Raw genomic sequence first — 19,703 nt, 5'->3', positions numbered from 1 at the left:
AGTCCGGCGACCAACGGTAGCGTTACTCTCACGAATTTCAGCCTCAAAGCATGATTTTTACGTCAGTCTTGTCGATATCGTAAAAGTTAGACAGAGCTTTTTTAGCTTCTTCAAGCGAAAAAACTCGCTCTTTAGATTTAAATTTTGGCATGGGCTTGTAGTCAAGTGTAGTGACATCAAATGGTAGGTCTTTTTCCTGTAAATAACGCACAGGAAACCGATCTCCTCCCCAGATATCGTCTATTTCTATCTCGGCATATTCAGAAAAAACAAATTGGTAACGTTTTTTCTTATCGGCATCCTCAGTAACGGAGATAACTTCTAATAACTTGCCAACCAAAAATGCTTGTCCATGTTTGTGTGTGGCTTGTCCCCAATCGTTTCCCTTACGTTTGGGGTTAGTATTCTGACAACATATGACGTAATCAACGTGATCAGATACTCGCAAAGGGTTAACAGTCCAATCCCCAGACCCCCCTTCGCGCAATATTCTTTCCTTCCCTCTAGCTGTAAAGGTTAATGCAACATTTCTCATATAGACTCCTAAACTATCTTAAAATCAAGAATAGATTAAGCATGGATTTGTTCTGAGCACATGTCAAGCTATTTCAAAACTATATATAGAATTATTATAGTTTCAACTATTCACACGATAGTATTGTTATCTTGCTTTAGTAGGACTGGCATTGAAAATACGGGAATGGTCTGTGCCACTACACATTTCCAAATACCAAAATAGGTATGAATTCATGTGCTCAACGGCAGCAAATGGCACATAGCAGCCCTTCGGCCTTAACTAATCTTTTTCCAAAAACGAGTTATCTCAGATTTACTTAGTCATTGTATCCTAGTTCAGGCAATAGAAAGAAACAACATAACTTATTGATTTATAATAAGTCATCGTACACTTTCTGATTTTCTTTGTGTATGTAAGCTATTGATTTGCAAGAGGGACTAATGAAACTGTGGCTATTCATTGCAATAAATAGCCACAGTTTGACTTAATAGCCCCCATAAATGCGGGTTTTTTATTTTTAATGACAAAAAATTCATTAACAGGTTAGTATGAGCGAAGTAAAGGTCAACGCTTATCATTGCCTACAGTTTGCTCTATGCTAATGCTAGCTTTATTTGAACAAGGATGCTCAGTAACGCGCTCATGGCTCACTTTAGTTATTTTTTTCGAATCATACTATTACTCATCGGCTTCATGCATAACGCACATGCCGATGATTACAGCGGCCAGCAGCAAATTTATTTAGCCGAAGATCAACAAGTACTGCCTCATCGCTATAACGATATCGAAAATTGGCTGGGCAAACTTCAACAAGTAGATAAGGTTGCCCTCAAAGGCGGTAGTTATTGGCTGGTAAAAAAAATAGATATATCTCACCCGCAACAATGGATAGCCAGTGTTGATGGCCCAGTAATTGAAAACATCGATTACTACCTCTATTCCGAAGGCAATCAAATTCGCCATCTAAGCAGTGGCTACCTACACCCTTACGAGTATTTATTTAGCTATGCACGCCACATCGATACTCCTAGCTTAGGTGGTTATTGGTTAATCACCCGAATATCCAGCCAGTTTTATACCGAACAGCCACAATTACACTTTGGCCCTAAACCCCAAATGAGTCAGCTCTACCACTGGCGAGCCAGCATCATCATGCTCTGCTTAGGGGCGGTACTGATACTCGCTATTTACAATGCGGCAATCGGCTTTGTACAGCAAGATAGGGTCTTTGCCTACTTCAGCGCTTACGTATTTGCTATTGTGGTGTCTTTAGCCTCAATTTTTCACGTTGGCTCAGATCTACTGGCCCATAACAATCCCAAATTCTATATGCTGCCGATACTATTAATCCCAGTGTGTAGCTTGTTATTTTATTCACGTTTTCTCAACCTACAGCAAGTCTCAGTCACCTTGTGGCGTGCCAGCCGTTTAGTGATGGCATTTAGCCTAATCGCCATGCCAATAATAGTCATCTGGATAAACTGGACCGTGGTGATCGTCTATAGCATCAGCTTGTTATGGATTGCGCTCAGCTTTGTCTGCGCCATCTATAGTGTTAAAAAGAACGTCATACAAGGGCGTTTATTTGTTTTATCCACCCTAATATTGTTTGTACCGGCCAGCCTCTTGGCCTCTTCACTACTACCCAAATCCACTTCATTGATATTAGCTGCAGATTTTTCAGTGCTGCTCTGCGCCATTAGTAATACCCTATTGATGTCGCTAGCACTCAACTATAAATTCAAGCAGATCAGCATCAAGTCTGCGCAAGTGGCCGAACAACTTAATCAGGAGCGCGACGCGGCACGCTTAGACGCCTTAACGGGCCTACAAAACCGTTATGCTTTTAATGAGTATGTGGGCAATATTCGCTTTGAAGACTCCCCCTATCTTTGTTTGGCTCTTATCGATATTGACTATTTAAAAACCATTAATGACCAAGCCGGCCACCAAGAAGGTGATAAATTAATTAAATTGGTAGCCGATGCCCTCACCCTTGTGCTTAACCAAGAAGTTGAGTTATTTCGAATAGGCGGTGATGAATTTGCAGCGTTTAGCCAAACACTGAGTCGCCAACAAATCGACGAAAAACTAGCGATTGCCGACAAAATCACTCAACTCAACGGTACCGCACAAAGTGGCATTAGCTTTGGTAGCGCGACTACCGATGATTGCCAGGATGCCGAGCAACTGTTCTACAAGGCCGATATGACCATGTACCAGCAAAAGGCACAGCGAAAACAAAAAACTAAACCGCTTTCCCGCATCGAACTCGCCTAGAGTTGCACTATCGCTGCTCAGCTTGATATAACTTAGCCTCTCCAAGCACCAAACGCTGTAGACTATTCATTCACCGATAAAATGGAACAGCCGATGATTATTTCTCCGCAACTCACTGGCAATGTAGCACGTAACTGTCACCCTCTAGGTTGCCAAGCCAATCTACAACAGCAAGTTAACTACCTAAAACAGCAGCCAGCGATACAAGGCGCTAAAAAAGTGCTGATTCTGGGCGCCTCCTCGGGCTTTGGTTTAGCCTCACGGCTCAGTCTGGCCTTTGCCGGCCACGCCGATACCATTGGCCTATCTTTTGAACGCGGCCCCAGTGAAAAAGGCCTTGGCACGGCGGGCTGGTACAACAATATCTACTTTCGTGAATTGGCAGAGCAGCAGGGCTTAATTGCCAAAAACTTTATCGGCGATGCTTTTTCACCAGCGATGCGCGCCGAGGTAATTGAATACATTAAAAGCCAATTTGGTGGTCAGGTCGACTTAGTCATCTATAGCTTAGCCACTGGCAAACGCCATACCGAGTCAGGGCAATGGCAATCGGTATTAAAAACCACCGACCAAGCACTATCCGGTTACAGTATTAATTTACAGACCGAACAACTCGAGCCACAAACCGTGGAGGTGGCCAGTAGTGAAGAACTAGAAGCCACTTGCAAGGTGATGGGCGGAGATGAATGGCAAAACTGGATCGACGCATTGCGACAAGCCAAGGTACTCGCCAAGGGCTGTACCACCATTGCTTATTCCTATGTTGGCCCCGAGCGTACCGCTGCCATTTATCGTGATGGCACCATAGGCCGCGCCAAGCAACATCTGCATGCCACCGCTCTTAGCCTCGATAAACAATTGAGCCAAGAGCTACAAGGCCACGCCTACGCCTGCGTCTGCAAGGCTTTGGTGACCAAGGCCAGCGTTTATATTCCGGTAATGTCGCCCTACATCGCACTGCTTTATAAAGTGATGAAAGAACAAGGCCTACATGAAGAATGCTTAGAGCAAAGCTACCGCTTGTTTAGCCAACATTTATACCCGCAAAATGGAGTCGTTAAACTGGATGAGCAACAACAGCTGCGCATCGACGACTACGAGCTAAGCAGCGCAGTGCAACAGCAAATAGACCAACGCTATCCCTTAATCACCAGCGATAATTTTAAGCAAATCACCGATTTCGCCGGATATAAGCAAGCCTTTTTGCAATTAAATGGCTTTGCTGTAGAAGGTGTCGACTACCAGCAAGCCATTAACGTGGCGGCGCTTCAGGCATTACAACCATGATCAGTATTCACCCAATTACCGCTGAGCAAACGCTGGCGATCCGCCAACAAGTATTATGGCCCCAACACCCCATTGAATTTTGTCGGGTGGCTGAAGACCAACAGGGTCAGCATTTTGGCGGCTCCTTGGGCGATGAATTAGTGATTGTCGCGTCACTATTTACCGAGCAAGGTCAGTTAAGACTACGCAAGTTTGCCTGCCTAGAGCGCTATCAAGGTCGTGGCTTTGGTCGTCAGTTACTACAGCACTTAATCGAGCAACACCAATACAAAGGGCTGGAGAGATTTTGGTTTGATGCGCGCTGCAGCGCAATCGGCTTTTACCAGAGCTTAGGTTTTAGCGTTTGCAGTGAGAGTTTCGATAAACATGGGGTGGCCTATGTGAAAATGGAACAAGCACTCAAGCCCTAAAATTTAGGCGAAAAAAAGGAGAAGCAATGGCTTCTCCAGTTTTTCTGTCGGTCAACAAAGGTCAGATCTTATTTCTTTATCGCGCCAGTCCTTGGAACGATAGAAATAGAGTAATGATAGCGTTTTCTTGATGCAAGCATTTTCCCCTTTAATCCCAAGAAATTCGATCAAGCTCACTTAAATTCGACCAATAAGTGATCTAGATCATGGAACCGGGCCTTATTGTCGAATTTGCAGCTAAGCTTATGTTTTATAAACTTTATATAGCGAGAAGAAGCCCCTTGCCGATGAAAAATTTAGCTATTTTAAATAGCACAATCTTTTGAAAATCAATAAATAAGCCCAGTCTCTTGATCAAAAATAAGCTCTTTGCTGGACAATAACATTTAACTAAGTAAAGCAAACTAAATGAGTGAATAGATATCGAATCGATGGGTCTTGGTATTGAGCTGATTGGCCGCCGCTTTTCCAGCAAGCGGGGCTGCGCTACTGGGGCGTTTTACCACCACTCGCCGAGTGGCAATCTGCAAAGCCTGTTGTAATAACTTATCGGCATCCGCATCCGCTCCCACCAACTGTTGAAAGATGCGCATTTCCTTTTTCACTTGCGCAGATTTCTTGCGATGAGGGTACATGGGGTCTAAATATACCACCTCGGCTTGAAGCTGATGTTGCTGAATATCACTAATGCTATTGGCATGAACTAGCTTCATTCGTTGCGCCACCCACTCACCAATCTCTGGGTCGGCTTTAGCTCGATTTAAACCGTCTTCCAATAAGGCGGCCACCCAAGGGGAGCGCTCAAACATGGTGACTTGGCAACCTAAATTCGCCAGTACAAAAGCATCTCTACCTAAGCCAGCAGTGGCATCTATCACACTAGGACGCTGACCTTTTTTCACACCTACTGCCTTACTGACAGCCTCTGCGCCACCATAATGACGACGATGAGCCGCTTTACCTGATAAAAAGTCGACTTTAACCGCCCCCAGCTTGGCTTCATCACACCAACGTAAGCTTAAGCCTTCACTATCCAGCAATAGACAAAAGCCGCTTGTAGGTAAGTCGACTACGCCTTGCATCGCAAAACGCTGTTGCAACAGCTCGGCATAACTCAAGTCGGCATCTGGCAGACAATATAAACGTGGCGCTTCAGCACTCAATTAGTAACGCTCCTGAAAAAAGACTTAATAACACAGCAACAACGGTATTATTTCAATACCAACATTTCCATCGGAACAGGTTTACCAAAATGGTAGCCCTGAGCGTAATCCACACCGATTTCGGCCAATATCTGATTAATCGCCTCATTTTCCACAAACTCGGCAATGGTTTTCTTACCCATCACCTGAGCCATTTGGTTAATACTCTTTACAATGGCTGCATCCATTTTATCGTTTTCCAAATCACGAATGAAAATGCCATCAATTTTTAGGTAATCAATGGGCAGCTGCTTTAAATAGCCGAAAGAGGATAGCCCTGAGCCAAAATCATCAAGCGCGATTTTACAGCCTAGCTGGCGAACTTTTTGGAAAAACTGGGTGGCGACATCCAAGTTAGCAATTGCTACCGTCTCGGTGGTTTCAAAACACAGTTTATTCATCGGCAAAGCGCTACTTTCAAGGGTAGCCAACAACCATTCAACAAACTCGGTATTGCCTAAAGACTGGCCGGATAGATTCATTGAACACATATTTAAACGGGTTAAATGCCCCGGGTTTTCGCTCAGCCATTGCAGGCTTTTGGCAATCACCACTCGGTCAATACGGTCGGCTAAATTGTAGTTTTCCGCCGCTGGTAGAAATGCCCCCGGAGGAACCACTCGACCTTCTTCGTCAATCATTCGAATCAGCACTTCATAGTGTAAGTAATCACTATCGGAGGCAGAAACCGGCACGATGGGTTGGGCATACAATAAGAAGCGCTCCTCACGCAGCGCTTTTTGGATCCGGGTCACCCATTCTATTTGCCCTTGCCGCTCCAACAGCATTCTGTCATCCATTTGATACAGGTAGACACGACTGCGCCCCAAAGACTTAGCAGTGAAACAGGCATTATCGGCCTGCGCCAATACTTGCTGAGAAGAACCTTGCTGCTGCTGAAATAAGGTGACCCCGATGCTACAGCCAAAGCTAAACATGCGCTCGTCGTGAACATAATGCGTATCGCTAAGTTTATCTATCACTTTATCGGCAAAGGCTAGGCTATCTTGCTGGGAGGTTTGCTCAAGTAAAATGGCAAATTCATCGCTACCTAAACGCGCTACTATCGCCTGTTCAGGTAGCATCTGGTCTAATACTCCCGCCACCTGTTTCAAGGCTTGGTCACCCGAGGCATGACCAAAGGTGTCGTTAATCACCTTAAATTGAGCCAAATCGATAAATAACAAAGCATGCTGTAGGTCATTGGGTTGCTTATCGCCTAGTAAATACTCTAAGCGACGCTCAAAAAAGCCACGGTTATAGATCCCAGTGAGCGAATCGTAATTGGCGTGAAAATCCAGCTCTTTAGCCAAGCTTCGAGTGGTGGTGATATCTTCACAGACCAACATATACAGATCATCGTCAGCCATTTTCACAAAAGACTCTTTAAACCAAAGGGTTTTACCTTGATTACTACGATAAGCCACTTGTCGAGTTTGTCTGGCCTGCCCTATACCATGAAGATACGATAACAAACTCAGTTGTTGTTGCTCGTCGGTATATAAGGTACGTAACTGAGTTAAATTTAACTGTTGCTGACTAAAACCAAGATGCTCTGCCGCCACTTGGTTGCAACAGACAATAACCCCTAAGCGGTTCACCAGAAACAACATCGCCGGGCTGTATTCAAACAAGCTGCGATAATATTGTTCACTCTGTTTAAGTTGCCACTGTTGCTGCTGGATTGGGCTTAAGTCACGCATCTCCAGCACCAAACCATCCACTTGACCCCTTTGGCGCACCTGTGGCTTCACCGAAAAGTCATATAAGGAAGTGCTACCTTGCTGCACAAAGTCAGCCTGAAAGCGCTGCGTTTCACCATTTAAACCATGAGCGATGGCCTCCCTCAGCTGCTGTTTTAAATCGAGCTGACTCTGCCAAATATGGCTATCTAGCATAGAGTTACCAACTAGAAAATCGGCTCGCTCACCCAACAGTTGTTTCATCGCCTGATTCATTAACAGCACATGACCGTCACCATCGAGCAAAGCACAGGCCTGCTCAGTAAAAGTAAAGACCCTATCTAATAGCCTGCGCTCAGCCAAAGCTTGGCGCTTCAAACGGCGGTTAAGTAACCAAATGGCATAAGCAACGGCGGCCAGTACAAAGCAGATTACCGTTGCAATCAATAGTGAGCGATAACGTTCAAACCAAGTTTGATAAGCACGCTGATTAAGCAATATGCTATTAGGGGCCAAATTAGTTGGTGATATTTTCCAGCGAGCGAGCTGTTCACTATCGAAAAGGTAATGCTGGGGAGGTCGAGCCTCGATTGGAATATCGCGAATATCGGTGCCTTGCAATACTTGGTTAAGCATTTGGCCCACTGCTTCGCCTAAAGTATTGGGTAGGCTGACAAAGCCGCCCACCGCTCCTTGGCCAATAGCCCCACCCCATAAACTAAATAGGGGCGCTCTAGAGGCCTCAGACAAAGAGGCAATGGCCTGCTCTGACAGCGGCTTTTGACCAATCTTAGACAACTGCATATTGCCCAATAACACCGCTTGATTTCGCGAAAGTTGTGAGGTTTTGGCTTTAACTTCTTCGTAATTGTGGCCCTGCCAAAGGGTGTAGGAAATCGCAAATTGCTTAGCCAGTTGCACAAAATTATTACGAATCTGCTGCCCGGTGGGGCTGTCATCAGTCAATAGATGGATGGCTTCTAGGTCAGGAACTAACTGGCGAATGAGTAACAAGTTTTCACGTAAAGGAAGCTGTTCGTGAATACCACTCAACAAACGCCCACTGGCGCCCATATAAGCTGAGAGGTCTGCTCCGGCGGCGATCACCGGTACCTGTAGCAATTCTTGATCTTGCAAATCAAGCAGCTGAGTTAAAGCCTGCTCGCCAACACTAACCACCAAATCAAACTGGTAGTAGAGCAAAGTTTGCTTCAACAGTTCATCTTGAGCCATTCGGTAGCTGGCATCTGGATTGGCCGAAGGTGATATTTGCCGCGTAAACAACCATATTGATTGTTCGACGGTAGCCTGACGTAAGCCGCGATCAAACTCGGCATTCCACTGTGGCCCCGCCGGATAAGAATTTAATACTAATACACGCGCGGTTCGGGCTTGGGCGTTAAAACTGCCACTCAGACACAGCAAAACCAATAGCAGTTTAAATAAAGCGCTGAGTGAATAGCCCCGAATGAATAAATTATTCAGCAAAATATTCATCCACCTTTGTCATTTTTTATCCATTTTTATCATCCAGCCCAACGCGATTACCAGCACTAGGCTTAGTCATTCCTGTTCTGTAGAATATGCTACCAAACTACAGCAAGGTTTATCATATTTATGAATATTTTGATGGCTCTATCGCAGTTAGAAGTAACTGGAGCCGAAGTCTACGCGACTCAACTTGGCGATCGACTCAAGCAACGAGGCCATCAAGTATTTTATGTGTCCGACACCTTAAGTTGCCCTCATCAAGGGCCACATTTCAAGTTGCGTTTCAATAAACGTAGTCTGCCACGCCGATTTTGGCATGTATTCTATCTTATCTACTTAATTATTAGATACAAAATTCAATTAGTTCACGCCCATAGCCGAGCCTCAGGTTGGTCTGCCTACATCGCCTGCAAGCTCACCAATACCCCGATGGTCACCACCGTACACGGCCGACAACCGGTACATCGCTCACGCAAAAAATTTCATGCCTTGGGTTACCACGCTCTAGCGGTATGTGAAAACATTGCCCAACAAATTATTCGTGACTTAGGCGTGCCCAGCGAACAGGTAAGCGTGCTGCGTAACGGCATTAATAGCCAAGAATTTTATCCCTTGCCTGCAGCTAACAACTCACAGCCAGTGATTCAGATTATCGGTCGCCTCACCGGTCCCAAAGGTGAGTTGGTATATCAGCTATTGAAACAATGCATCGACTTAAATGCTTATCGTGTTCAAGTGATTAGCGGCAGTCGACCCGACGCTCGCTTTGCGGAATTTGAGTCCAAGGTGGAGTTTTGTGGTTACAGCAGCAATATTCGAGAAACCATTCAGCAAGCCGACTTAGTGATTGGAGCCGGCCGCGTAGCCATGGAAGCGCTGCTATGCCAAAAACAGGTCTTTGCCGTGGGTGAAGCCAAAGCACTAGGCTATATTACACAAGCTAATCTGCCCGCAGCGTTGGCCAGTAACTTTGGCGATGTAGCCGATGACGGCAGAACCGAACTCGATATAGATTACTCGAGCTTGGCCAAACAATTAGCCGGACTCCAGCAGCAGGCCCCAGTGAGCGAACAGCTGGTAGCTGCGGTTAAAGCCGAGTACGACCTGGATGGTGTATGTGAACAAGTGCTCAAGCTCTACCAACGGGCCTATGTTTATACCAAGCAAAAAGAAATTCCCATCATCATGTACCACCGCGTGACTAAAGATGACAGCTTGGCTGGAACCTATGGCACCTATGTCACCACTGAACGTTTGGAGCAACACTTTCAAACCATTAAGCTCATGGGTTTAACGCCCATCACCTTCAGTGAATTGGCCGATATCGGCCTAGAGCATCGCTTCGATCATGGCAAACGTTATATTATTCTGACCTTTGATGATGGCTATCAGGACAATTACGACTTGCTGTTGCCCTTACTTAAAAATATCAGTTCAAAGCAGTCATCTATGCGGTCAGTGGTACTGATCACAACCGTTGGGATGTAGAGCACCCCAGCAAACCCGAACAACGCTTTGAGCTAATGAGCCCAGAAACCCTGCGCGATATCGACCAAAGCGGTTACGTTGAAATTGGTGGACATACCCTTAACCACCCTAAATTGGCTGAACTGAGCGACGCCGAACAACGTCATGAAATACAGCAAAACAAACTGGATCTAGAAAACTTGCTAGGGCGGGAACTAAGCACCTTTGCTTACCCCTACGGCAACCACAATCAACAGAGTAAAGAGATTGTAAAACAGGTGGGTTATCAATTTACCGTCGCCACCGATTCAGGCCCTGTAGCGATGCATGAAGACTTACAGCAGATCCGCCGCATAGTGATGTTCCCCAGCACCAGTAGATTTGGTCTATGGCGAAAAATAAAGGGCAACTACACCCTGAGAAAAGCCAAATAACAACCAGCTTTAGCCTCTTAGCAAACTGAGTTAGGCAATATGTGATTAAGCTTGCGCCGACTCGGTAGTCAACCTAGCTAAAAGCTGACGACACTTCTGCAGCAATTCGGTCAAGTCAAACTCACCGATGTTAACCTCTTCCTGGGAATTGCTCGGTTCACGAGAAAACACCACTTCGGTGGGTTGATAGTTAGGCTGCCACATGGCGAAATTGGCGGGGTCGGGTCGATATATAGCGACCATAGGACTCGCAAAACAACGGGCTAAGTGCACGGTGGCGGTATCCACACTAATAAACAACTTACTGTGTTTAATCAGCGCCGCATTTTGGTCAATACTTTGGGTTTGTGCTAAGCAATGCACTCCGGCCAAGCGCTCAGCGACTCGGCTTACCAAAGCTTGGCTATTAGGCGAGGCGAGTATCACCAAGGGCAGTTCGGGAAAGGCTTCTCTTAAGCCCGCCGCCACTTGTATGAGTCGGTCCTCGGTAAATGAGCGCTTACCAGCATTGCCAAAAGGGTTTAGCGCAATATATTGGCCACGCATTTCAGCTAAAAAACCCAATACAGCTTGCTCGGTTTCCGCTGGCAAAGTATAGCGATAATTGGCATCTTCCACCGTAACACCTAAACGCTTAGCGGCTTCGATAAAATATTGCTGACTAGGTTTACCCAACACCTGCTCACGAATGTTGCAGTTAATTAAACCAACGCCTTGGGCAATACCGATGTTAAGTTGCGCCTTTAAGCAGCGTAGCATCAAGAAGTCTCGTGCTTTTACCGTTTCGGGCAGAAATATTACCGCTTGGTAATAAGGTAGCGGGGAGATGAGTTTTTTCACCTGCCACAGCTTGGCGCGTTTAGGATAATGATGGACATGGTCAATAGCGGGGTTACTTTCATACATCGCCGCGGTGTTGGCGGTACAAAGCACCCCAATGCTTATATTCGGATTGGCTTTTTTTAGTTCTGGATAGATAAACGACGCCACTAAGCTGTCGCCTATCTTTCCGTCACTACGTACGATCAAGACACTGTCGCAAGACTCTAGCCTTGCTAGTGGCGGCAAGTTGCGGTCGAACAGGCTGCGCCCAAGTGCAAAGTTAAACTTATCTCTTGAGCGACGAACGCCGTGTAAGTAGTCACTAATAGCCATGGCGTATCCTAATTAAGCCAAAGCGGTTTTTAGTAGCTCAAGGTATTTCGCTTCTGTTGCTTGGCGATGCTCAATCAGGGCTTGGCTACGTTGCTCCACGTTTGCGATGGCCGAACGCACTACCGCCATGAACTCGTCGGTACTGGCATCCAAGGTCACCATATCGGCTAAGAAACCTCTCACCGTACTAGCGCGCGGATCGTGGGCAATCATTACGCCTGGCGTCCCTTGTGAGGCACACATCCCGATACCATGAACGCGATAACCCACCATTAAATCGTACTCACTGAAGATGTCTCGATAATCCTTAGCGTCGAAGGAATAACGCAAGGTATGGCCTGGGAAGTCTTTCTTAAAGTCAGACAATTCGTCGATGTAATGAGCGACAAACTCAATTTCATAGTCAGCCGATAATTGCTCGATCATCGCCTTGTAATTACGCATCATAAATTGATAGGTATCATCTGAAACATTATTACAAGCCACCGCGCTATTGGTACCGTAAAGAATACCGATTTTTTTCACCTGCTTAACTTGACGGAAAGTCGGGCTTGAAAACAGAGCCGGACAAGGCAAGTAATGCGCACCAATCGGGGCCAATGCCGCATGGCACACCTCATCACGACAAGTAATCAATTTGGCATTATCAAAAGCATAACGCTCATCTTCTGAGAACTGCTCGGCGTTGTACTCAAATGGTCCGCTGGTGCCTAAACCTAGAAAAACAGTGGGAATATTATATTCGCGAATCGACTCATAAAGCTTACGGGTGCGAATACCGCGCCACTCTGGCGAGCCGGCGAATACCGCCATATCGGCGTAGTCCATAGGTAGGCGCTCTTTTACCGAGTTATCCAAGAATTTCTCAGCAAAGTCTTTACCCAAAGCGTTGTCTACGGCTTTGATGAAATCGTATTTCCGAGCTCGTCGAATCTGAGGATTACGGTTAAAAATTATCGGGTTGTATTTACCTACAACCTTGCTCAACAGGTACTCAGTACCCATTAAAATGAACTCATCACCGGGGTTCCATTGGCGAGTGGTCGAAAAAACTATATTCATCATTTATTACCAAATTCATTTATCTGTAAGTCAGCACCAAGCAAGCATCTGAGCCAAGCCGATGACGAGGGGCTAGTGTATAACAATCACGACCAATCGAGGATCACTTTGCCACTTTGCCCCGAGCGCATCGCATCAAAGCCTTGTTGGAACTCATCCACCGAGTAGTGATGAGTAATCACCGGACTTAAATCGAGGCCAGATTGTATCAAAGATGCCATTTTATACCACGTCTCAAACATCTCACGGCCATAAATACCTTTGATCACCAAACCCTTGAAAATCACCTGACTCCAATCGATGCCCATATCGCTAGGGGAATGCCCAACATGGCAATTTTTCCGCCGTGATTCATCAACTCCAGCATCGAACTAAAGGCACTGGGTACGCCCGACATCTCTAAGCCTACGTCAAAACCTTCGGTCATATTCAGTTCAGCCATGGTGTCTTTTAGCGATTCCTTGGCCACGTTAACCACTCGGGTCGCGCCCATTTGTTTCGCCAAATCCAAGCGGTAGTCATTCACGTCGGTCACCACCACGTGGTGCGCCCCCACGTGCTTACAAATCGCGGCAGCCATTATGCCTATTGGGCCTGCGCCGGTAATCAACACATCTTCACCCACTAGGTCAAAAGACAAAGCGCTGTGCACAGCATTACCGAAAGGGTCAAAAATCGCCGCTAAGTCGTCGCTAATCTCATCAGGAAGCTTAAAGGCGTTTACCGCTGGAATCACCAAATACTCGGCGAAACAGCCGGTACGGTTAACCCCTACCCCAACGGTATTACGACACAGGTGAGTACGCCCACCGCGACAGTTGCGGCAATGACCACAGGTGATATGCCCCTCACCGGAAACGCGATCACCAATAGCAAAACCACGCACTTCCTGACCAATCGCCACCACTTCACCAGCATATTCATGGCCAATCACCATCGGCACCGGGATGGTCTTTTGTGACCATTCATCCCAATTGTAAATATGCACATCGGTACCACAAATGGCGGTTTTATTGATTTTAATCAGCAGGTCATTGTGCCCCAATTCAGGCTTTTCGACTTGGGTCATCCAAATGCCGGGTTCGGCTTTAAGCTTGGCTAAGGCTTTAATGCTCATTAAATTACTCCTAACTCTTTACCCACTTCGGTGAAGGCTTTCACCGCTTGCTCTAATTGCTCAGGCGTATGCGCTGCAGAAATTTGAGTGCGGATCCGCGCCTGCCCTTTGGGCACCACAGGGAAAGAGAAACCAATTACGTAGATGCCTCGCTCTAACAGCTTGTCAGCGAACGTACTGGCCAACTTAGCGTCACCCAACATCACCGGAATAATCGCATGATCGGCTCCGGCTAAGGTAAAACCTGCGGCGCTCATTTCGCGTCTGAAATAAGCCACGTTGTCCCATAGCTGCTTACGCAAGGCGTCACCTTCGGCTAACAGTTCTAATACTTTCAGTGAAGCGCTCACAATCGCCGGCGCTAAGGAGTTAGAGAACAAATAAGGACGCGAGCGTTGACGCAGCCAATCAATCACTTCTTTTTTAGCCGAGGTGAAACCACCAGAAGCACCGCCCATGGCTTTACCCAAGGTACCGGTAATAATATCCACACGGTCCATCACCTGATGATATTCGTGAGTCCCTCGGCCGTGGGCACCAACAAAGCCCACCGCATGCGAGTCATCCACCATCACTAAGGCGTCGTACTTATCGGCTAAATCACAAATGCCGGGCAGGTTGGCAATCACCCCATCCATAGAAAATACGCCATCGGTGGCGATCAATTTAAAACGCGCACCTGCGGCATCGGCATCTTGTAAACATTGTTCTAATTCAGCGAGGTTGTTATTGGCATAACGGAAACGTTTAGCCTTGCATAAACGCACCCCATCAATAATAGAGGCATGGTTTAAGGCATCGGAGATAATCGCGTCTTCTGGGCCTAACAGGGTTTCAAACAAACCAGCATTAGCGTCAAAACAAGAAGAATACAAAATGGTATCTTCCATGCCCAAGAACTCACTTAAGCCCTGCTCTAATTGTTTGTGGATGTCTTGAGTGCCACAAATAAAACGTACCGAAGCCGCACCAAAGCCATGGCTATCTAAACCCGCCTTAGCCGCCTTTATCAATGCGGGTGAATTAGCCAAACCTAAATAGTTATTGGCACAAAAGTTCACCACCTGCCCTTGCTCTACAGCAATAGCGGCCTGCTGCTGTGAATGAATGACCCGTTCATTTTTATATAAACCATCGTCTTTCACTTGCTGCAATTGTTGTGAGATAAATGTTGAAAAAGCCGTGTTCATAGCAAACCCTATTTAAAGCCAAGATATTGGCTGAATTATAGTGTTTTCTTTGGCGAATGCAGCTACTAAGCTAAATTATTAACTATTTATTGCGCTCAGCAAATTTCACATAATGTTGATACAAACCTTGGTAGGTATGTTGCGACTCTTCGGTAAAATACGGGCGCAGAGTAAACAGTATTTTTAACACCCCTTGATACAGCCTTGCCTTAGTGATCTCCCCGCCTTTTAACTGAGCACTTTGATAAGCGATCCAAGCACCAATAATGAACTTCACGCTATCCGCAAGCTCCATCATGGTGGCGTCATCACCAGTGATAAAACGGCTATCACGTAGTTGCAATAGGATGTCTCGGCTCCAGTTGGCTAACTCTTGCTGCAGGGCCTGATATTGCTCTTCAAGCTGCGGGTCACGTGCTAGCAGCTCCAATAAATTGGCGTACATAAAACGAAAACGCCACATCAACTCAAAGCTGGCATCCAGATAGGAGGTAAGGTGTTCCAAGGTAAGACGCTGATCCGCATGGGGGCGAAAGCTAGCCTCTAATTGCTCAACATAAAGTTGAAAAATGCTGCGAATAATTTCTTGTTTATTGCTGAAGTGATAATACAAATTTCCCGGACTAATGCCTAAGTCCGCCGCAATATGATTAGTAGTAATTTGCCGTTCGCCCTGCTCATTAAACAGCTTCAACGCACAGTGTATAATTTTATCTTTGGTTTTCATCTGGCTTAACACTCTCCTTCATTACTACCCTGATAGCTGCAAACGCTGTCAAAATCCAGTTTTTCTTCACGACATTCACCCTGCCAGCTAATTGCTATTCCCCGCCTCACAGCATAAAATCCTTAGATTAACGGCAATTTCTGGAATGGCAGTAGCATGATTATCGTAACTGGTGGGGCGGGCTTCATTGGCGCCAACATTGTAAAGAGTTTAAATGAACAAGGTCATAATGACATCATTGTGGTTGACGATCTAAAAGACGGTACTAAATTCGTAAATTTAGTTGATCTTGATATCGCCGACTACCTCGATAAAGATGATTTTATTGCTCGCATCGTCTCTGGCGAAGATATTGGTGCAGCCTACGGCCAAGACATCGAAGCCATTTTCCATGAAGGGGCTTGCTCAGCCACTACCGAGTGGGATGGCAAATATATGATGGAAAACAATTATGAGTACTCAAAAGAGCTACTGCATTATTGTTTGGAACGTCGTATTCCCTTCCTATACGCTTCTTCGGCCGCTACCTATGGCGATACCGACACCTTCAAGGAAGAGAAGCAATACGAAGGTCCACTCAATGTGTATGGCTACTCTAAACTACAGTTTGATAACTATGTACGCCGTTTGCTACCGGAGATTGACTCGCAAGTGGTTGGCTTTCGTTACTTTAATGTTTATGGACCGCGTGAACAGCATAAGGGCAGCATGGCCAGTGTCGCCTTCCATCTAAATACCCAAGTCAATGACGGCCAAAACCCGAAACTGTTTGAAGGTTATGACGGCTATGATGATGGCGGCCAAAGCCGCGACTTCGTTTACGTGGGCGATGTTGCCAAGGTCAACTTGTGGTTTTTGAAGAATCCGCAGCAAAGCGGCATCTTCAATCTTGGAACCGGTCAAGCAGAGCCCTTCCGCGCAGTGGCAGAAGCGGTGATCAGCTACCATCAAAAAGGGCAGATTGAGTACATTCCCTTCCCCGACCACCTCAAAGGCCGTTACCAAAGCTTTACCCAAGCCAATATCGACAAGCTTAGAGCAGCCGGTTATGACGAGCCATTTAAAAATGTTGCCCAAGGGGTGGCTGAATACATGGCCTGGCTAAACAAATAGACGTGATAAACAAGGGGCGCTTAGCCCTTTTGATTGTGGGTAAACGATGAAAATTTTGGTGGTAGGGCCCTCATGGGTAGGTGACATGGTGATGTCACAAAGCTTGTATAAAACCCTTAAACAGTTGCATCCTCAGGCGCAGTTAGATGTATTGGCGCCAGATTGGTGCCGCCCGCTACTAGAACGTATGCCAGAAGTAGATAATGCACTGCGCATGCCGCTAGGCCATGGTGAATTGCAACTGACAGTGCGTTGGAAGCTAGCGCGAGAGCTCAAAAAGCAGGGCTACGATTGGGCCATTACCCAACCCAACTCGCTGAAGTCGGCATTAATCCCTTGGTTTGCAGGAATTAAACAACGCAGCGGCTGGAAGGGCGAAAGTCGCTACGGCATTGTGAACCAAATGCGCAGCAATAAGCAGGATTTTCCTTTGATGGTAGAGCGCTACGTGGCTTTGGCTCATCCTAAGAGCCAAGTAAATAGCGCCGCCGATTTGCCCGAATATGCTCATCCTGCCTTACACGCCAACAGCAACAATCAAGCCGAAGCCCTACAACAGCTTGGCTTGCAAGTTCAGCCGAGTATTTTAGCACTGTGTCCCGGCGCCGAGTTTGGTCCAGCCAAGCGCTGGCCAGAACAGCATTATGCAGAGGCCGCCGCCCATTGGATCAGTCAACGACAAGGTCAGGTGTGGATTTTTGGCTCCGACAAAGACAAAGACGTTGGGGAGCAGATCATTGCTCACCTTCCTGAGCAGCTGCAAGCCCAGTGCCATAATCTCGCGGGCAAAACCAAACTGGCCGAGGCCATCGACTTAATGGCGCTAGCCGACATGGCCATTAGCAACGACTCCGGATTAATGCATATTGCCGCAGCACTTAAGTTACCTTTGGTAGCCATTTACGGCTCGTCGTCGCCACAATATACCCCTCCGCTCACAGAGCGTGCAGAGATTTTACACACCGATATTGATTGTCGCCCCTGCTTTAAGAAAACCTGCCAATATGGTCATTTAAAATGTTTAACCGAGTTGCCCGCCAGCCGTGCCATTGCCGCCATCAACAAGTTGTTGGCTTGACTACACTTAGTCTTATTTACTATTAGGAAACTCATGAACGCAAATCCTCCGGTTATTTCAATCATTTGCCCCTGTTATAACGAGCAAGATACCGTAGCGGTGTTCACCGAGACCATGCTGCCTGAGCTAGCCAAAACTGAACTTAGCTACGAATTAATTTTCATTAACGATGGCAGTCGCGACCAAACCCTGAGCAAGCTAAAAGACTTACAAACTCAGCATGCTAACATTCGAGTGATCAACCTAGCCCGAAATTTTGGTAAAGAAGCCGCGCTGACCGCTGGCATCGATCGCTCTAAAGGGCAAGTGGTCGTTCCCATCGATGTAGACCTGCAAGATCCCCCGAGTTAATCCACGATTTCATTCGCGAATGGCAACAGGGCTACGATGTAGTGGTCGCTAAACGCAGCGATCGCACCAGTGACAGTTTTGCGAAAAAACTCAGTGCAGAATGGTTTTACAAGTTTCACAACAAGATCTCCCACGTAAAAATCCCCGAAAACGTGGGTGATTACCGACTAATGACCCGACGAGTGGTTGAGGCAATTCAACAACTACCTGAGAACCAACGTTTTATGAAGGGCATCTTCTCGTGGGTGGGGTTTAAAACAAAAATTATTGAATATAAACGTGACCCAAGAGTGGCCGGTGAAACCAGCTTTAATGGTTGGAAGTTATGGAACTTCGCATTAGAAGGAATCACCAGCTTTAGTACAGCGCCGCTAAGAATTTGGTTATATGTGGGTTTACTCATTTCGCTACTGGCCTTTGTCTATGGCAGCGCCATCGTAATTAAAACCCTGATTTTTGGCATCGACGCACCAGGTTACGCTTCACTCATCACCATCATGTTATTTTTAGGTGGCGTGCAACTAATTGGTTTAGGCGTGATGGGCGAATACATTGGCCGCTTGTTCATGGAGTCGAAACGTCGGCCTATTTACATCATCGAAGAAGACAACTAATAGATGTCGGCATTTATTCAGCGCTTACTCGGCTTACGCATAGTGCGTTATGGGCTTACCGGCGGTATTGCCACCCTAATTCACTTTAGTTTGGCTTTATTAGTATTAGCCCAATGGCCGCAAGCCTTTGCCTTAGCCAATTTACTGGGTTTCAGCTTGGCGTTTTTGTTTTCTTACTGGGTGCAAACTTGCTGGGTATTTGAAAACCAACTTAGCTTGGCTAATGCACTGCGCTTTTTGCTGGTACAACTCACAGCACTGTGTTTATCAGTTTGGTTATCTTCGCAACTGAATCAATTTCATAATATTATCAAGGTGGGAGTGGTGATTGTGCTGTTACCCGCACTTACCTTTGTTATCCATCGCTTTTGGACCTTCTCTCGAACAGAGTCGTCTTAAGCCTAAACTATTAACATGAGTAACCTGTGTCCTTGCATCACAACATAGAAAAACACTTCACTAAGCTATTTTGGCTTATTCTAGTCTGCTCTGGCTTACTATCGCTAAACTACGCGGCTAACCAGAT

Annotated in this window: 17 protein-coding genes and 1 pseudogene; 10 read left to right on the top strand and 8 right to left on the bottom strand. The window is 46.3% G+C overall.

Going from position 1 to position 19,703, the window contains the following annotated elements; all coding sequences use genetic code 11:
• Positions 1-43: 43 nt before the first annotated feature.
• Positions 44-535: a hypothetical protein gene (locus tag AR383_RS13545; RefSeq protein ID WP_055733615.1), complete on the bottom strand. Its 492-nt coding sequence runs from the start codon at positions 533-535 to the stop codon at positions 44-46.
• 624 nt (positions 536-1,159) lie between these two features.
• Here AR383_RS13545 and AR383_RS13540 point away from each other — a divergent pair.
• From AR383_RS13540 to AR383_RS13530, 3 genes are all read left to right on the top strand, one after another.
• The gene (locus tag AR383_RS13540; protein WP_055733614.1) at positions 1,160-2,797 is read left to right on the top strand and encodes a GGDEF domain-containing protein; all 1,638 of its coding nucleotides are present in this window, start codon (positions 1,160-1,162) and stop codon (positions 2,795-2,797) included.
• A 93-nt stretch (positions 2,798-2,890) separates the two neighbouring features.
• On the top strand, positions 2,891-4,084 hold the full coding sequence (gene fabV / locus AR383_RS13535; protein WP_055733613.1) for an enoyl-ACP reductase FabV: 1,194 nt from the start codon (positions 2,891-2,893) through the stop codon (positions 4,082-4,084).
• The gene (locus AR383_RS13530) at positions 4,081-4,494 is read left to right on the top strand and encodes a GNAT family N-acetyltransferase (RefSeq protein ID WP_055733612.1); all 414 of its coding nucleotides are present in this window, start codon (positions 4,081-4,083) and stop codon (positions 4,492-4,494) included. The genes fabV and AR383_RS13530 overlap by 4 nt, the downstream gene beginning before the upstream one ends.
• 404 nt (positions 4,495-4,898) lie before the next feature.
• On the opposite strand, the gene AR383_RS13525 is transcribed toward AR383_RS13530, so the two are convergent.
• Both AR383_RS13525 and AR383_RS13520 read right to left on the bottom strand, forming a co-directional pair.
• The gene (locus AR383_RS13525) at positions 4,899-5,657 is read right to left on the bottom strand and encodes a class I SAM-dependent methyltransferase (RefSeq protein WP_373869467.1); all 759 of its coding nucleotides are present in this window, start codon (positions 5,655-5,657) and stop codon (positions 4,899-4,901) included.
• Between the two features lie 47 nt (positions 5,658-5,704).
• Complete coding sequence (locus AR383_RS13520) at positions 5,705-8,866, bottom strand: ABC transporter substrate binding protein (RefSeq protein WP_198150152.1); 3,162 nt, start codon at positions 8,864-8,866, stop codon at positions 5,705-5,707.
• A 129-nt stretch (positions 8,867-8,995) separates the two neighbouring features.
• On the opposite strand from AR383_RS13520, the gene AR383_RS13515 reads away from it, so the two are divergent.
• Together AR383_RS13515 and AR383_RS22145 are read left to right on the top strand one after the other, a co-directional pair.
• On the top strand, positions 8,996-10,357 hold the full coding sequence (locus AR383_RS13515; protein ID WP_232304743.1) for a glycosyltransferase: 1,362 nt from the start codon (positions 8,996-8,998) through the stop codon (positions 10,355-10,357).
• Complete coding sequence (locus AR383_RS22145; protein WP_232304805.1) at positions 10,315-10,770, top strand: polysaccharide deacetylase family protein; 456 nt, start codon at positions 10,315-10,317, stop codon at positions 10,768-10,770. The genes AR383_RS13515 and AR383_RS22145 overlap by 43 nt, the downstream gene beginning before the upstream one ends.
• A gap of 45 nt (positions 10,771-10,815) precedes the next feature.
• Here AR383_RS22145 and AR383_RS13510 read toward each other — a convergent pair whose 3' ends face one another.
• The 5 genes and pseudogenes from AR383_RS13510 to AR383_RS13490 all read right to left on the bottom strand — a co-directional run bounded on the left by AR383_RS13510 (position 10,816) and on the right by AR383_RS13490 (position 16,021).
• On the bottom strand, positions 10,816-11,925 hold the full coding sequence (locus AR383_RS13510) for a glycosyltransferase family 9 protein (protein WP_055733610.1): 1,110 nt from the start codon (positions 11,923-11,925) through the stop codon (positions 10,816-10,818).
• Between the two features lie 12 nt (positions 11,926-11,937).
• On the bottom strand, positions 11,938-12,990 hold the full coding sequence (locus AR383_RS13505) for a polysaccharide pyruvyl transferase family protein (protein WP_055733609.1): 1,053 nt from the start codon (positions 12,988-12,990) through the stop codon (positions 11,938-11,940).
• 83 nt (positions 12,991-13,073) lie between these two features.
• Positions 13,074-14,098: pseudogene (gene tdh / locus AR383_RS13500) on the bottom strand (L-threonine 3-dehydrogenase).
• Between the two features lie 5 nt (positions 14,099-14,103).
• Positions 14,104-15,294 (bottom strand): glycine C-acetyltransferase, encoded by a 1,191-nt coding sequence (locus AR383_RS13495; protein ID WP_055733608.1) that lies wholly within the window; start codon positions 15,292-15,294, stop codon positions 14,104-14,106.
• 82 nt (positions 15,295-15,376) lie between these two features.
• The gene (locus AR383_RS13490; RefSeq protein WP_055733607.1) at positions 15,377-16,021 is read right to left on the bottom strand and encodes a TetR/AcrR family transcriptional regulator; all 645 of its coding nucleotides are present in this window, start codon (positions 16,019-16,021) and stop codon (positions 15,377-15,379) included.
• Positions 16,022-16,177: 156 nt separating this feature from the next.
• On the opposite strand from AR383_RS13490, the gene rfaD reads away from it, so the two are divergent.
• Genes rfaD through AR383_RS13470 form a run of 5 tightly spaced genes read left to right on the top strand, consistent with a single transcriptional unit; the run spans position 16,178 to position 19,576 of the window.
• A complete protein-coding gene (gene rfaD / locus AR383_RS13485) occupies positions 16,178-17,134 on the top strand; it encodes an ADP-glyceromanno-heptose 6-epimerase (protein WP_055733606.1) in 957 nt (318 codons plus the stop codon).
• A 46-nt stretch (positions 17,135-17,180) separates the two neighbouring features.
• A complete protein-coding gene (waaF, locus tag AR383_RS13480) occupies positions 17,181-18,212 on the top strand; it encodes a lipopolysaccharide heptosyltransferase II (RefSeq protein ID WP_055733605.1) in 1,032 nt (343 codons plus the stop codon).
• 33 nt (positions 18,213-18,245) lie between these two features.
• Positions 18,246-18,563 carry a glycosyltransferase gene (locus AR383_RS22140; RefSeq protein WP_232304742.1) on the top strand — a complete coding sequence of 106 codons (318 nt, stop codon included), beginning with the start codon at positions 18,246-18,248 and terminating at the stop codon, positions 18,561-18,563.
• Between the two features lie 41 nt (positions 18,564-18,604).
• The gene (locus tag AR383_RS22135; RefSeq protein WP_232304741.1) at positions 18,605-19,177 is read left to right on the top strand and encodes a hypothetical protein; all 573 of its coding nucleotides are present in this window, start codon (positions 18,605-18,607) and stop codon (positions 19,175-19,177) included.
• 3 nt (positions 19,178-19,180) lie between these two features.
• Entirely contained in the window at positions 19,181-19,576 is a 396-nt protein-coding gene (locus tag AR383_RS13470) for a GtrA family protein (RefSeq protein ID WP_055733604.1), read from the top strand.
• Positions 19,577-19,703 lie beyond the last annotated feature (127 nt).

The organism is Agarivorans gilvus, from assembly GCF_001420915.1.
Classification (GTDB): domain Bacteria; phylum Pseudomonadota; class Gammaproteobacteria; order Enterobacterales; family Celerinatantimonadaceae; genus Agarivorans; species Agarivorans gilvus.
Note: the sequence above shows the minus strand (reverse complement) of the source record. Positions and strands in the feature narration are given on the sequence as shown.

What these genes read in the sequence shown, in the direction of transcription:
- AR383_RS13545 (WP_055733615.1), bottom strand. Translation starts at nt 535, where the DNA reads ATGAGAAATGTTGCATTAACCTTTACAGCTAGAGGGAAGGAAAGAATA.
- AR383_RS13540 (WP_055733614.1), top strand. Translation starts at nt 1,160, where the DNA reads ATGGCTCACTTTAGTTATTTTTTTCGAATCATACTATTACTCATCGGC.
- fabV (WP_055733613.1), top strand. Translation starts at nt 2,891, where the DNA reads ATGATTATTTCTCCGCAACTCACTGGCAATGTAGCACGTAACTGTCAC.
- AR383_RS13530 (WP_055733612.1), top strand. Translation starts at nt 4,081, where the DNA reads ATGATCAGTATTCACCCAATTACCGCTGAGCAAACGCTGGCGATCCGC.
- AR383_RS13515 (WP_232304743.1), top strand. Translation starts at nt 8,996, where the DNA reads ATGAATATTTTGATGGCTCTATCGCAGTTAGAAGTAACTGGAGCCGAA.
- AR383_RS13510 (WP_055733610.1), bottom strand. Translation starts at nt 11,925, where the DNA reads ATGGCTATTAGTGACTACTTACACGGCGTTCGTCGCTCAAGAGATAAG.
- AR383_RS13505 (WP_055733609.1), bottom strand. Translation starts at nt 12,990, where the DNA reads ATGATGAATATAGTTTTTTCGACCACTCGCCAATGGAACCCCGGTGAT.
- AR383_RS13495 (WP_055733608.1), bottom strand. Translation starts at nt 15,294, where the DNA reads ATGAACACGGCTTTTTCAACATTTATCTCACAACAATTGCAGCAAGTG.
- AR383_RS13490 (WP_055733607.1), bottom strand. Translation starts at nt 16,021, where the DNA reads ATGAAAACCAAAGATAAAATTATACACTGTGCGTTGAAGCTGTTTAAT.
- rfaD (WP_055733606.1), top strand. Translation starts at nt 16,178, where the DNA reads ATGATTATCGTAACTGGTGGGGCGGGCTTCATTGGCGCCAACATTGTA.
- waaF (WP_055733605.1), top strand. Translation starts at nt 17,181, where the DNA reads ATGAAAATTTTGGTGGTAGGGCCCTCATGGGTAGGTGACATGGTGATG.
- AR383_RS22140 (WP_232304742.1), top strand. Translation starts at nt 18,246, where the DNA reads ATGAACGCAAATCCTCCGGTTATTTCAATCATTTGCCCCTGTTATAAC.
- AR383_RS13470 (WP_055733604.1), top strand. Translation starts at nt 19,181, where the DNA reads ATGTCGGCATTTATTCAGCGCTTACTCGGCTTACGCATAGTGCGTTAT.